Annotated in this window: 10 protein-coding genes; 2 read left to right on the top strand and 8 right to left on the bottom strand. The window is 73.4% G+C overall.

Annotated elements, in window-relative coordinates:
• Positions 1 to 16: 16 nt before the first annotated feature.
• The 6 genes from ACH34R_RS07760 to ACH34R_RS07735 all read right to left on the bottom strand — a co-directional run bounded on the left by ACH34R_RS07760 (position 17) and on the right by ACH34R_RS07735 (position 5,909).
• A complete protein-coding gene (locus ACH34R_RS07760) occupies positions 17 to 1,384 on the bottom strand; it encodes an acetyl/propionyl/methylcrotonyl-CoA carboxylase subunit alpha (RefSeq protein ID WP_397560599.1) in 1,368 nt (455 codons plus the stop codon).
• A complete protein-coding gene (gene accB, locus ACH34R_RS07755; RefSeq protein WP_397560598.1) occupies positions 1,381 to 1,869 on the bottom strand; it encodes an acetyl-CoA carboxylase biotin carboxyl carrier protein in 489 nt (162 codons plus the stop codon). Before accB ends, ACH34R_RS07760 begins: the two co-directional genes overlap by 4 nt.
• Positions 1,862 to 3,682, bottom strand: a complete 1,821-nt coding sequence (locus ACH34R_RS07750; RefSeq protein ID WP_397560597.1) for an acetyl-CoA carboxylase carboxyltransferase subunit alpha — start codon at positions 3,680 to 3,682, stop codon at positions 1,862 to 1,864. The genes accB and ACH34R_RS07750 overlap by 8 nt, the downstream gene beginning before the upstream one ends.
• Positions 3,683 to 3,757: 75 nt before the next feature.
• The gene (locus tag ACH34R_RS07745) at positions 3,758 to 4,540 is read right to left on the bottom strand and encodes a response regulator (RefSeq protein ID WP_397560596.1); all 783 of its coding nucleotides are present in this window, start codon (positions 4,538 to 4,540) and stop codon (positions 3,758 to 3,760) included.
• The gene (locus ACH34R_RS07740; protein WP_397560595.1) at positions 4,509 to 5,384 is read right to left on the bottom strand and encodes a sensor histidine kinase; all 876 of its coding nucleotides are present in this window, start codon (positions 5,382 to 5,384) and stop codon (positions 4,509 to 4,511) included. Before ACH34R_RS07740 ends, ACH34R_RS07745 begins: the two co-directional genes overlap by 32 nt.
• Positions 5,385 to 5,561: 177 nt before the next feature.
• The gene (locus ACH34R_RS07735) at positions 5,562 to 5,909 is read right to left on the bottom strand and encodes an antibiotic biosynthesis monooxygenase family protein (protein ID WP_397560594.1); all 348 of its coding nucleotides are present in this window, start codon (positions 5,907 to 5,909) and stop codon (positions 5,562 to 5,564) included.
• A 210-nt stretch (positions 5,910 to 6,119) separates the two neighbouring features.
• On the opposite strand from ACH34R_RS07735, the gene ACH34R_RS07730 reads away from it, so the two are divergent.
• Both ACH34R_RS07730 and ACH34R_RS07725 read left to right on the top strand, forming a co-directional pair.
• A complete protein-coding gene (locus ACH34R_RS07730) occupies positions 6,120 to 6,848 on the top strand; it encodes an SDR family NAD(P)-dependent oxidoreductase (RefSeq protein ID WP_397560593.1) in 729 nt (242 codons plus the stop codon).
• Positions 6,849 to 6,882: 34 nt separating this feature from the next.
• On the top strand, positions 6,883 to 7,218 hold the full coding sequence (locus tag ACH34R_RS07725; RefSeq protein WP_397560592.1) for an antibiotic biosynthesis monooxygenase family protein: 336 nt from the start codon (positions 6,883 to 6,885) through the stop codon (positions 7,216 to 7,218).
• Positions 7,219 to 7,391: 173 nt separating this feature from the next.
• On the opposite strand, the gene ACH34R_RS07720 is transcribed toward ACH34R_RS07725, so the two are convergent.
• Together ACH34R_RS07720 and ACH34R_RS07715 are read right to left on the bottom strand one after the other, a co-directional pair.
• On the bottom strand, positions 7,392 to 9,110 hold the full coding sequence (locus ACH34R_RS07720) for an ABC transporter family substrate-binding protein (RefSeq protein WP_397560591.1): 1,719 nt from the start codon (positions 9,108 to 9,110) through the stop codon (positions 7,392 to 7,394).
• Positions 9,111 to 9,896: 786 nt separating this feature from the next.
• Positions 9,897 to 12,242, bottom strand: a complete 2,346-nt coding sequence (locus ACH34R_RS07715) for an AAA family ATPase (protein WP_397560590.1) — start codon at positions 12,240 to 12,242, stop codon at positions 9,897 to 9,899.
• Positions 12,243 to 12,381: the final 139 nt, after the last annotated feature.

Raw genomic sequence — 12,381 nt, 5'->3', positions numbered from 1 at the left:
TTTCAGAGGATCGGGCTCATAGGCCGCCCGCCAGGAGGTCGTTGACGAACCGGGTGGTGTGCCGCCCGTCGGCGAAGGCGGGATGGCCCAGCAGCCGGCGCAGCAGCGGGATGGTGGTCCGCACCCCCGGACCGGCCACGGTGGTCTCGGCCAGCGCCCGTTCGGCCCGGGCGATGGCCTGCTCGCGGGTGCGCCCCCAGGCGACCAGCTTGGCGATCAGCGAGTCGTAGTAGGGCGGGACCGTGCCGCCCGCCACGAACCCCGCGTCCACCCTGATGCCAGGGCCGCCGGGGAGGTCGAGCCGGTCCAGCCGCCCCGGGGTCGGCCGGAACTCGGCGTCGGGGTCTTCGGCGTTGATCCGGCACTCCACGGCCGCGCCGTCGAGGCGGACGTCGCGCTGGGTGTAGCCCAGCGGCTCGCCCGCGGCGATGCGGATCTGCTCGCGGACCAGGTCCAGGCCGGTGATCATCTCGGTCACCGGGTGCTCGACCTGGATGCGCGCGTTGATCTCCATGAAGGTCGCCACGCCGTCCGGGGCGAGCAGGAACTCCATCGTGCCCGCCCCGGTGTAGCCGACGCTGAGCGCCCCGCGCACGGCGTGCCGGCCCAGCTCGGCGCGCTGCCCGTCGGACAGCCCGGGGGCCGGGGCCTCCTCCACCAGCTTCTGGTTCCGTCGCTGCAACGAGCAGTCGCGTTCGCCCAGATGGACCGCGCCGCCGTGGCCGTCGCAGAGGATCTGCACCTCCACGTGCCTGGCCCCCGGCACGTAACGCTCCAGGTAGACATCGCCGTTGCCGAACAGGGCGCGGGCCAGCGCCACGGTCTCCCGGTAGGCGTCGCGCAGCTCGGCCGCCGAGCCCGCCACGGCGATGCCCCGCCCGCCGCCGCCCGCCGCGGCCTTGACCACCACCGGGTAGCCGGTCGTGGTGGCGGCGATCCGCTCGGCCTCGGCCAGGCTCGTCACCGGCCCGGCGCTGCCCGGCAGCACCGGGAGCCCGGCCTCGGCCATCAGCCCGCGCACCCGCGCCTTGTCGCCGACCCGTTCCATGACCTCGGGGGCGGGCCCGATGAAGGTGATCCCGTTCTCCGCGCACACCCGGGCGAAGTCGGCGTCTTCCGACAGGAAGCCGTACCCGGGGTGGACGGCGTCGGCTCCGTGCCGCCGGGCCGCCTCGATCAGGCTCGGCATGTAGAGGTAGCTGCGCCGCGAGGGCGGCGGGCCGACGCACACCGCCTCGTCGGCGAACGCCACGAACGGGGCCCCGGCGTCGGCCGTGGAGTGGACCGCCACGCACGGGACGCCCATCTCCCGGCACGTCCGGGCCACGCGCAGCGCGATCTCGCCGCGGTTGGCGATGAGGATCTTCTTGAACGGCACGCTCACGTCGCGCCCTCCACTCTGACCCGCAGCAGCTCCTGGCCGTACTCGACCGGCTGCCCGTCGGCCACCAGGATCTCCACCACCTCGCCCGGCCACTCGCACGGCACCTGGTTCATCAGCTTCATCGCCTCGACGATGCCCACCGGCTGCCCGGCCGCGAGGCGGTCGCCCGCACGGACGAACGGGGCCTCGCCGGGCTGCGGAGCGGCGTAGAAGGTGCCGACCAGCGGGGCGCGGACGGCCTTCACCTGCGGGTCGGCGGCGGCGGGAGGCGCCGGCGCGGGCTCGGCGGGCGCGTCGTCGACCGGCCGCCCGGGCTCCGCCACGGCCGGGCGCGCCCAGGCGATCTCCAGCGAGCACTCCCCCACCCGCAGCGCGACCCGCTCGACCGCGCCGGGGATCGTCTTGACCAGGCTGCTCACCTCCGCCCGGAGCAGGCGCAGCTCCTCACCGCGCGCCGAGCCCAGCACCATCGGCTCATCAGCCATCGGTCACCATTCCCAGCCGGCGAAACCTCGCGTGCCTGCGCTCCCTGCGGCCCGCGGCCGGCTCCTTGGCCTCCTCCTCGATCGCGGCGAGCAGGGCCGCGGCGAGGTTGGCCGCCGCCGCCGCGTGGTCGGCCTGCGCCCCGCCGTACGGCTCGCGGATCACCCCGTCGGCGACGCCGAGCCGCAGCAGCTCCGGCGCGGTCAGCCGCAGCGCCTCGGCCATGGCCGGGCCCTGGGAGGGGTCGCCGCACAGGATCGTGGAGCAGCTCTCCGGGCTGATCACCGAGTAGCAGGAGTGCTCCATCATCAGCAGCCGGTCGGCGACGGCCAGCGCGATCGCACCGCCGCTGCCGCCCTCGCCGGTCACCACCGAGACGACCGGCACCTGAAGGTCGGACATGCCGGCGATGGTCTCGGCGATCGCCCACGCCTGGCCGCGTTCTTCGGCCTCGACGCCGGGGGCGGCGCCCTGGGTGTCGACGAGCGTGACCACGGGCAGGCCGAGCCGGTCGGCGAGCCGCATCAGCCGCAGCGCCTTGCGGTAGCCCCATGGGTGCGGCATCCCGAAGTTGCGGGCGACCAGCTCGGCGGTGTCATGGCCCTTCTGGTGGCCCACCAGCACGACCCGTGAGCCGCCGATCGAGCACAGGCCGCCCACGATCGCGGGGTCGTCGCCGTGCGCGCGGTCGCCGTGCAGCTCGACGAAGTCATCGGCGATCAGCCGGATGTAGTCGAGGGTGGTGGGCCTGCGGATGTCGCGCGCGGTCCGGACGACGTCCCAGGCGCTGAGGCCGGTGTCCAGTTCGCCGGGGTCGGTGACGACCGCGACGCCCGGCCCTCGTCCCGAGGGCGGAGCGGGGCCGACCGCCGGGGCCGCGAGGTGGAGCACGCGGGTCAGCAGCGGGCGCAGGGACCCGCGGTGTTCCACCCGGTCCAGCAGGCCCTTGCCGTGGAGGTGTTCGGCGGTCTGGAAGCCCTCGGGCAGCGGGCGGCCGGTGGCCGCCGCGATGACGCGCGGCCCGGCGAAGCCGATCAGCCCGCCCCGCTCGGCCACCAGGACGTCGCCCAGGGTGGCGAACGACGCGGTGACGCCGCCGAAGGTGGGGTCGGCCAGCACGCAGACGCGCAGCACGCCGGCCCGCTCCAGCCGGCGCAGCGCCTGCGCGGTGGTGGCCATCTGCATGAGCGACAGCGCGCCCTCCTGCATGCGCGCCCCGCCTGAGCAGGTGATGAGGATCAGCGGGGTGCGGGTGTCCAGAGCCTCGTCGGCGGCCCTGGCCACGGCCTCGCCCACCGCCGAGCCCATGCTGCCGCCCATGAACCCGAAGTCCATCGCGAGCACGACGACCTCGTGCCCGCCGATGGCGCCCCGGCCGTGGCAGGCGGCGTCGGCCAGCGAGGTCGCGCGCCTGGCCTGGGCCAGGCGGGCCGGGTAGGGCCGGGAATCGGAGAACCCCAGCGGGTCGCCGCCGTGTACGGCGGGCGCCGGGCGGAAGGAGCCGGGATCGAGCAGCATGCGCAGCCGGCGCAGCGCCCCGATGCGCCGGTGATGCCCGCATTCGGGGCAGACGTACAGGTCGCGGGCGAGCTTCGGCACGTAGAGCAGCGAACGGCAGCGCCCGCAGGACGTCCAGCGCCGCTCACCGGCCTCGGCCGGGCCGGCGGCGGAGGGTTCCGGGACGGGCTCGGGCGGCGGGGGCGGCGGTGCGGGCGGGGGCACGGGCAGCGGCGCGAGCCCGGACGCCGGGGCGTGCGGAGGTGCGGACTCGGGATCGGGCTCCCAGCGATCGACGATGAGGGTCCGGTCGGTCACGGTTGTCTCCAGTCGTGGCTAGTGGTGACTCCGGTCAGGACACCGGCCAGAACACCGCTCTGGTCACAGGCCACGCTAGGCAGCCCCGTCCGCCCTGTCGCCCGCCGATGACATGAACTCCCGTCTCCCCTTTCCGGTGGACACGATCGTCTGATCGAGGGAGTCCCAGCCCTGGCCCGGCTGGATGAGACCGCGCTCATAGGCGTAGATGACGACCTGCACGCGGTCGCGTACGCCGAGCTTCTGGTAGAGGTGCTGCACGTGCGACTTGACCGTGCTCTCGCCCAGCAGCAACATGCGGGCCATGTCCTCGTTGCGGTAGCCGCGCACCAGCAGCCGGAAGACGTCGACCTCCCGGTCGGTCAGCCCGATCAGCTCGGGCACCGCCGAGGCCGACAGCACCGGCCTGCGGGCGAACTCCTCGATCAGCCGCCGGGTGACCGACGGCGACAGCAGCGCCTCGCCGGAGGCCACCGTGCGGACCGCGCCGACGAGCTGCTCGGTCGGGGTGTCCTTGAGCACGAAACCGCTCGCCCCGGCCCGCAGCGCGTCGTAGAGGTTTTCGTCCTGGTCGTACATCGTCAGGATCAGGACGCGGGTGACCGCCCCGCCGCCCGCGGCGGGCGGGCCGCCGTGCGCGGTGAAGATCTCCCGCGTGGCCTCCAGGCCGCCCATGCGAGGCATGTTGATGTCCATCAGCACGACGTCGGGGCGCAGCGCGCGGACCTGCCTGATCGCCTCCACGCCGTTGGCCGCCTCGCCGACCACCGACAGATCGCCCACCCCCTCGAACGTCGCCCGCAGCCCGCTGCGGACCAGCGGCTGGTCATCGACAATGAGCAGACGGACACATCTCATGAGCTTCCCCCGTCTCTTTTGATCGTCTGGCGTGCCCGCGCGCCTGCCGCAGGGCGTGCTCCTCGGCCGGCAGCCAGGCCTGCACCACGAAGCCGCCGGAGGTGAGCGGGCCGCAGGCGAACCCGCCGCCCTCGGTGATCACGCTCTCCCGCAGCCCGGCCAGCCCGTGGCCGGCCGCCGCGCGCGGCACGTATCCGGCCGGCCGGCCGCAGCCGTTGCGCACGCTCACCGACAGCCGGTCGCCGCCGAACCCGAGCCGCACCCGGACCGTCGAGCCGTCGCCGTGCTTGAGCGCGTTGGTGAGCCCTTCCCTGACCACGCGCAGGGCGATGGCCTCCACCGGCTCGGGCAGCCTGCGCTCGGCGCCGGAGATGGCCAGCTCGACCGGGCCGCCCGGCTCGTCGTGCGGCACCTGGGAGACCACCGAGGCCACCCGGGCCGACAGCGGGTCGGCGCGGTCGGGCGCGGGCTCCGCGCGGTCACCGCGCAGCACGCCCACCGTACGCCGCATGTCGGCGAGCACGACGCGGACCATGTCGTCGATCGACTCGGCCACCGGACGCGCCTGCGGCGCGACGGACGGCAGCCTCCGGGCCTGCATCGCGATCATCAGCAGCCCGTGGCCGACCGTGTCGTGCAGCTCCCTGGCGATGCGGCGGCGCTCACGGAACACCTCGGCCGCCACCGTGCCCGCTGCGGCGTCGGTCTCCGTGGCGGCCTCCCGCGCGCCGGGCGGAGCGCCGCCCGGCCGCTCGGCGGCGCGCCCGAGTGCGCGCAGCACGAAGGATGCGCCGACCACGAGCAGCGCCCCGAGGGCGGCGGCGCCGAAACACTCTCTTCCCATCACGGCACCCTGGCTCCCGTTCAGCACCGAGTCGTGCACGCCGACGACGTACACTAACTCATTGTTGCTGACCGTATGCGAAGAGTAAAGAGCGCGTAAGGTCCACTCGCCTCCCCGATTGCGCGGACGCGCCGGAAAAGGCGGCGGGCGCGGTGCGGGCGCCGGCCGCGGGCCCGGTCAGGCGGCGTGGACGGGGCCGGAGGCGCTGCGTTCGGCGATCATCGTGTGCAGCTCCATGCGCGCCGTACGACGCAGCCGCCGCAGTTCAGCGGTGACGGTGTCCTGTTCCTCACTCCTCTCGAACGCCCGGAACGCCGCCCGGTCCACCCAGTCCGACGTGATCACATACGTCGGCTCGGCCGCGTCGGTCCGGCACAGCGTCTGACGGACGCAGCCGGACCACCGGCCGGCCCAGTCGGCCACGTCCGCCCAGGCCCGCTCGAACTCCGCGGTGTCGCCCGGCCGGACGGTGAAGACGAGCACCGCCCGCACCGGCGGCCCTGGATGGGGCCCGGTGTCCATCATCCGTCCTCCTAATGATCCGCTGGGGATCGTGATCCGTTGTTGCCGAATCTCATGAGCCGTCCCTGCCAGAGTTCCGCCGGAATCGGCCGCCGTCTTCCCGCCGCCGTACCGGTCGCCCCCTCCGTCGCGTGGTGGAGACGCTGGCCCTGCGGAGGTAGACAGCGCTGATAGGCAATGACCGTGGAATCGGACGACCGCGGGAGGAGACCCATGGAGTTGAAACTGGACGGCAAACGCGCCCTGGTGACCGGGGGGACCCGGGGCATCGGCCGCGCCGTCGCGCTGACCCTCGCCGGGGCGGGCGCCGACGTCGTGACCTGCTACCGGCAGGAGTCGGAGGCCGTCGAGGCGGTACGGCGGGACCTCCGGCTGACCGGCGGCAACCACCATGTGATCCAGGCCGACGTGAGCGACCACGAGCGGGTCGCCCACCTGGCCGCCGAGTGCCGGGCCCGGCTCGGCGGGCTCGACGTGGTGGTCAACAACGCCGGCGCAGTCTCGCACGTGCCGTTCGCCGACCTGTCCCACGAGGAGTGGCGGCGGATCGTGGAGACCAACCTCACCGGCGCCTTCTCCGTGGTCCACGAGACGCTGCCGCTGCTGTCGGCGGGCGGCTCGATCATCCTGATCGGCTCACGGGTCGCCATGGTGGGACTGCCGCAGCGGGCGCACTACACCGCCTCCAAGTCGGGCCTGCTGGGGTTGTCGCGCACGCTGAGCAAGGAGCTCGGCCCCAAGGGCATCAGGATCAACGTGGTGCAGCCGGGCGTCATCCAGACCATCGACATCCCCGCCGCCCGGGCGGAGCACTACAAGTCGATCATCAGCCTGGGCCGCCTCGGGCAGGCGGAGGAGGTCGCCAACGTGGTCGCGTTCCTCGCCAGCGACCTGGCCGGCTATGTGACGGGCGCTACCATCGATGTTGACGGAGGCACGTGATCGTGCTTCGGCGCAGGCTTGAGGAGGTCGTTTGGTGACCGGCCGTATCCGCGTCCTGCTCTGGTACCGCGTGCCACCCGGGGCGGAGGCCACGGTGACCTCCGGCTACCACGCCATCGCCGACACCATCGCGGGCACGCCCGGGCTGCTCTCGACCGAACTGTGGTGCTACCCGGGCGACCCGGGGGCGTTCGCCGTGACCAGCGAGTGGGCGAGCCGCGAGGAGTTCGAGCGCTGGGAGCGCAGCCCCGGCCACCGGCCCGCGACCGCGCCACTGCGCGCGTACTACGACCCCCAGCGCCCGGTCGAGGTGATCGAGATCGCCTCGGCGTCGGAGGGCGGCCCGGCGGCCAGGGCCCGCACGGCGTGAGCACCCGCGGACGCCCCGTCGAGAAGATCGGGACCGCCCCGGCGGCCAGGGCCCGCACGGCGTGAGCACCCGCGGACGCCCCGTCGAGAAGATCGGGACCGGCCCGGCGGCCAGGGCCCGCACGGCGTGAGCGCTCGGGGGTGGCCGGTCATCGGCGACACCCCCGGCCCGCGCTACTTGGTGAAGCCGATGTCGGCGTACCGCAGGTCGTGGAAGCCGCGCGCGCCCGCGTTGGCCAGGCCGGACCGCACCGCGACGTTCTGTGGGCGCTGGTAGAGCGGCAGGACGTTGACCTGCCGCCAGATGAGCGCGTCGGCCCGGTTGACGAGCGCGCGGGCCTCGGCCGGATCGAGCTCCCGGCTCGCCTTGCGGATGGCCGCGTCGATGGCGGCGCCGCCGATGCGGCCCAGGTTGGCGTTCCAGTGCTTGCGCCCGCCGGGGGCGCGCACCCCGTCGGAGTAGAGCCCTTGCGAGCTGGACAGCGGGTACGGCGTGCCGATGTAGGAGAAGGGCGCGATGTCGTAGTCGCCGGGGATCACATACTTCGCGAAGAAGTCTTCGCCGGGGACCTCGCGCAGCACGAGTTCGATGCCGATCTCCTTGAGCATGGCCTGCGCCAGCTCGCCCTCCGACCGGCCGAGCTGAAGGCCCGCCGGGATCAGGAAGGTGAGCCGGAGCGGCCTGCCGTTCTTCTGCCTGACCGCGGGGGCCGTCAGGGCCGGGCCGCCCGCCTGGACGGGCAGACGCCAGCCCGCCTCCTCCAGCAGCCGCCGCGCCGCGGCCGGGTCGTGCCGGCCGATCTCGCCCGCGTTGGAGCGGTAGCCCCGCTGGCTGGGCATGAAGAAGTGGTTGTCCAGCGGCTCGCCGGGCCAGTCCAGACCGGCCAGGTCGGATCGGGCGATGGCCGCGCGGTCGATGCCCATCGCGACGGCCCTGCGCACGGCCGGGTCGGACAGGATCGGGCTTTCGCCGTTGAAGGTGAAGTGCCGGAAGTCGGGCCCGGCCGCCTGGCGGACCCGCGCGTCCGGGGCGTTCTTGGCCTTGCTGTAGGCGGGGGCGGACGCTCCGACATCGGCGATGTCCAGCTCGCCGGCGGCGAACGCGCCGGGCAGCGCGCCGACCGGCATGGCGCGGAAGACGATCCGGTCGAGCTTGGCGGGCGGGCCCCACCACGCGGGATCGCGGACGATGGTCACCGTACGGGCCGCCGGGTCGAAGGCGCCGAACTTGAACGGCCCCGCGGTCACCGGCAGCGCGTTCAGCCAGGACCGGTCGAACGCCTTGGGGTCGGCGTTGGTGCCCTTGGGGTAGAGCGGGGTGAACAGCGAGCGCCAGTCGGCGAACGGCCGGGCGAAGGTGATCACCACCTGGTGGTCGTCGCGGCCCTGGGCGACGCTCTTGATGTCCCGGTAGCCGGTCGTGGACGCGACCCGGCGGCCGTCGCCCCTGCCGTCCAGCGCCTTCCACTGGGCCTCGTAGTCGGCCCAGGTGATCGGGGTGCCGTCGGACCAGCGCGCCTTCGGGTTGAGGGTCAGGGTCACCACCTGCCGCGGGCGGGTCGAGGTGAGCGCGGCATCGGTCACGTAGTCGGGGTCGGGGGTGACCACGGCCCGCTCGTCGGAGCGGAACGGCGCCGGCATCAGGGCGTCGGTGACCAGCTCGACCTCGGGCAGGTTGCCGTCCACGTGGTTGCGGTTCCATTGGAGGGGGAAGTCGTCGATCCCCCAGCGCAGCGCGCCGCCGTCGGCGACCCGCTCGCGCGGCACCGGGTTGATGTCGGACGGCCTGGCCACCGTGGGCACCGCCTGGTCCGCCCGCTCCCCACCGGAGCCGCAGCCCGCAGCCCCGGCCAACGCGCCACCGACGAGCACGACGGCGCATCCCGACCGCAAGTGCCGGATCTTTCCCACAATCCCCTCCAAAGTCACACACGTGTGACCGCGCGGCGGAAACCGCCGTTCGCCCCCGATCACGAAATCACACCGCTGCGCTACAGAGTGTAATCACAACTGGACGCACCGCGATCGTTTCCGCCGCGCCCTCGCGGGGCCGGCGATCAGCCATCCGAACATCGCGGCGCATCGCCACCCGCTCCATTACCGGGCTCGCCGATCAAGCACGAGATCCGCGATCGACCGGCTCACCCACCACCGCCCACACACCACCACCGGCGACAGTGGCGAGACCAACCACACTCCCCGTACCCCCAACGGCCGGACGAACCGGCCACCGCCGAGATCACCGAGCAGGCGCGAGGTCAGCGATCGGCCAGCTCGTCCACCGCAGCCCGCACATCATCGCTGGTGACGGTGGTGAGATCGGCCGCGCTCGCGGTTTCGCCGCGCGCGGCCAGCCGGACATCGCGGCGGATCGCCACCCGCTCCATTACCGGGCTCGCCGATCAAGCACGAGATCCGCGATCGACCGGCTCACCCACCACCGCCCACACACCACCACTGGCGACGATCACGAGACCAGCCACACTCCCCGTACCCCAACAACCCGACACACCGACCACCACCGAGATCACCGATCAGGCACAAGGTCAACAATCGACCGGCTCATCCATCACCGCCGGCACACCATCACTGGTGACGGTGGTGAGATCGGCCGCACTCGCCGTACCCCCAACGGCCGGGCGAACCGGCCACCACCGAGATCATCGAGCAGGCGCGAGGTCAGCGATCGGCCAGCTCGTCCACCGCGGCCCGCACGTCATCGCTGGTGATGGTGGTGAGATCGGCCGCGCTCGCGGTTTCGCCGCGGGCGGCCAGCCGGACATCGCGGCGCATGGCGGCACGCTCGAACAACGAGCGGGCGAAACGGCCGTTGCCGAGGTTGTCGATCAGGCCCTCGCCGCAGACCCAGGTGAAGACCTCGACGAGGTCGCGTCCGGCCGCCTCGTCGAACCGGTCGCCGGCCTGCTCGGCCAGCAGTTCGGCGATCTCGGCCAGCTCGTTCGGCGCGTAGGAGGGGAAGCCGACGCGCTGGTTGAACCGGCTGGCCAGGCCGGGGTTGGTGGACAGGAAGGCGTCCATCTCCCTGGCGTAACCGGCCAGCACGATCACCAGCCGGTCGCGGTCGTCCTCGGCCCGTTTGAGCAGCGTCTGCACGGCCTCCGCGCCGAAGGCGTCGCCGCCGGAGTAACCGGCGTTGATCAGGCTGTACGCCTCGTCGATGAACAGCACCCCGCCGAGCGCCCGGTCGACCAGCTCGTTGGTCTTGATCGCGGTCGCGCCCAGGTGCTGGCCCACCAGGTCGGCGCGCTGCGCCTCCACGACGTCGGGCCGGGCCAGCAGCCCGAGCGCGGCGAAGATGCGGCCCAGGATGCGCGCCACCGTGGTCTTGCCGGTGCCCGGCGGGCCGGCGAAGACGAAGTGCCGCATCTGCGGCGGGGTGGGCAGCCCCTGCTCCTGGCGCATCCTGGCCACCCGGAGCTGCGCGGCGATGGCGTGTACCTGCCGCTTGACCGGGTCGAGCCCGGCCATCCGGTCGAGGTCGGCGAGCGCCTCCTCCAGCGTGGGGATCGCCGCGAAACCGCGGAACCTCGCGGTCAGCTCGTCGAACGCCTTGGTCACGTCGGGAATCGCGGTGACCACCAGGTCGTCGCCGCTCGGCGCGCCGCCCGCGCCCACCACCCGCACGTCGCGCGCCTGCGCGGCGGCCTCCACGAGGCTGCGGGCGAACCTGGCGTTGCCCAGCTCGTCCACCAGGCCGCGGCGCTCGACGTCGGACAGCAGCCCGGCCAGCACCGGACGCGCGTCGGCGGCGAGGCGGTCGCCCCTGCCGCGCTGCAACTCCTCGGTGATGCCGAGCAGTTCCTCGGCGCTGTAGCTGGGGAACTTGACCCTGGTGGCGAACCTGGAGGACAACCCGGGGTTGGACGACAGGAAGGCGGTCATCTCCTTCTCGTAGCCGGCCAGGATGATGATCAGCCGGTCGCGGTCGTCCTCGGCCCGCTTGAGCAGGGTCTGCACGGCCTCGGAACCGAACCGGTCGGCCTGGCCGTCGCCGGTGTTCATCAGGCTGTACGCCTCGTCGATGAACAGCACCCCGCCGAGCGCCCGGTCGATCAGCTCGTTGGTCTTGATCGCGGTCGCGCCCAGGTATTCGCCCACCAGGTCGGCCCGCTGCGCCTCCACCACATAGGGGGTCTCCAGCAGCCCGAACGCGTAGAAGATCTTGGCGAGCGTGCGGGCCACGCTGGTCTTGCCGGTGCCCGGCGGCCCGGCGAAGACGAAGTGCCGCATCGGCCGCTCGGTGGTGTAGCCCGCCTCGGCCCGCAGCCTGGACGCCTCGATGGACGCGGCGATCGAACGCACCTGCTCCTTGACCGGCAACAGCCCGATCATGCGCTCCAGCTCGCCCAGCGCGTCTTCCACCGAGATCGGCGGGGGCGCGGCGGCCTCGGCGGAGGCCGCGCCCTGCTGTGGGGCGCCGTCGCGGGCGCGGGCCTGGACCGGTTTGGCCTCGCCCGCGGTGAGCGCGGCCCGGACCCTGCGGGCGGCGGCGAACCGGTAGGCCAGCACCACGGCGGCCCCGGCCCAGGCCCCCCACAGCGCGACGACCGGGGAGGCCAGGAACAGGGCCCCGGCCAGCAGGCCCGCCACCACCAGCGCGGCCAGCGTGGTGGCCCACGGCGGGACCCAGCGGATCAGGTGGGCGATGCCGGCCACGACGCCGCCGAGCAGCATGAGCACCACGGGGGCGAAGGACTGGCTGCCGAACATGCTCTGGAAGACCGGCAGTAGCATCGCCCAGCCCGCCACGACCAGGGCCGTGGCCGCCGCCCGGGGAAAGCGCAGGGTGAGCGCGAGGAAGCCGAGCACGATGAGGGTGAGCAGGAGGGCCTTGTCGAGCTGCCAGCCGAGCGCGATGGCGACCCCGACGGAGGCGATCGCCACGACGACGTAACCCGCCCGCCGGACGCCCGGTGATATCTGGAAATAGCGAACTCGGATCTGCTCGAACAGACCCCTGGCCGCTGCACGCCCCGTCGGCCGGGCCCTGCCGGAATCCCGCATCACGCCTCCCCGGTCCGCCCCCGGTTATACCGCACGGGAGCGACATTTGGGCGCCTGCGCCACCCGGCGTTTCGCCGTGGCGCGCCGCGTGTTCCGGGGCCGGCCGGACGCAGGTGTCCGGCCCGGCCCGTCGTCTCAC

It is taken from the genome of Spongiactinospora sp. 9N601, assembly GCF_044326295.1.
GTDB classification, from domain to species: Bacteria; Actinomycetota; Actinomycetes; order Streptosporangiales; family Streptosporangiaceae; genus Spongiactinospora; species Spongiactinospora gelatinilytica.
This window is presented reverse-complemented; position numbering and strand designations above follow the sequence as displayed.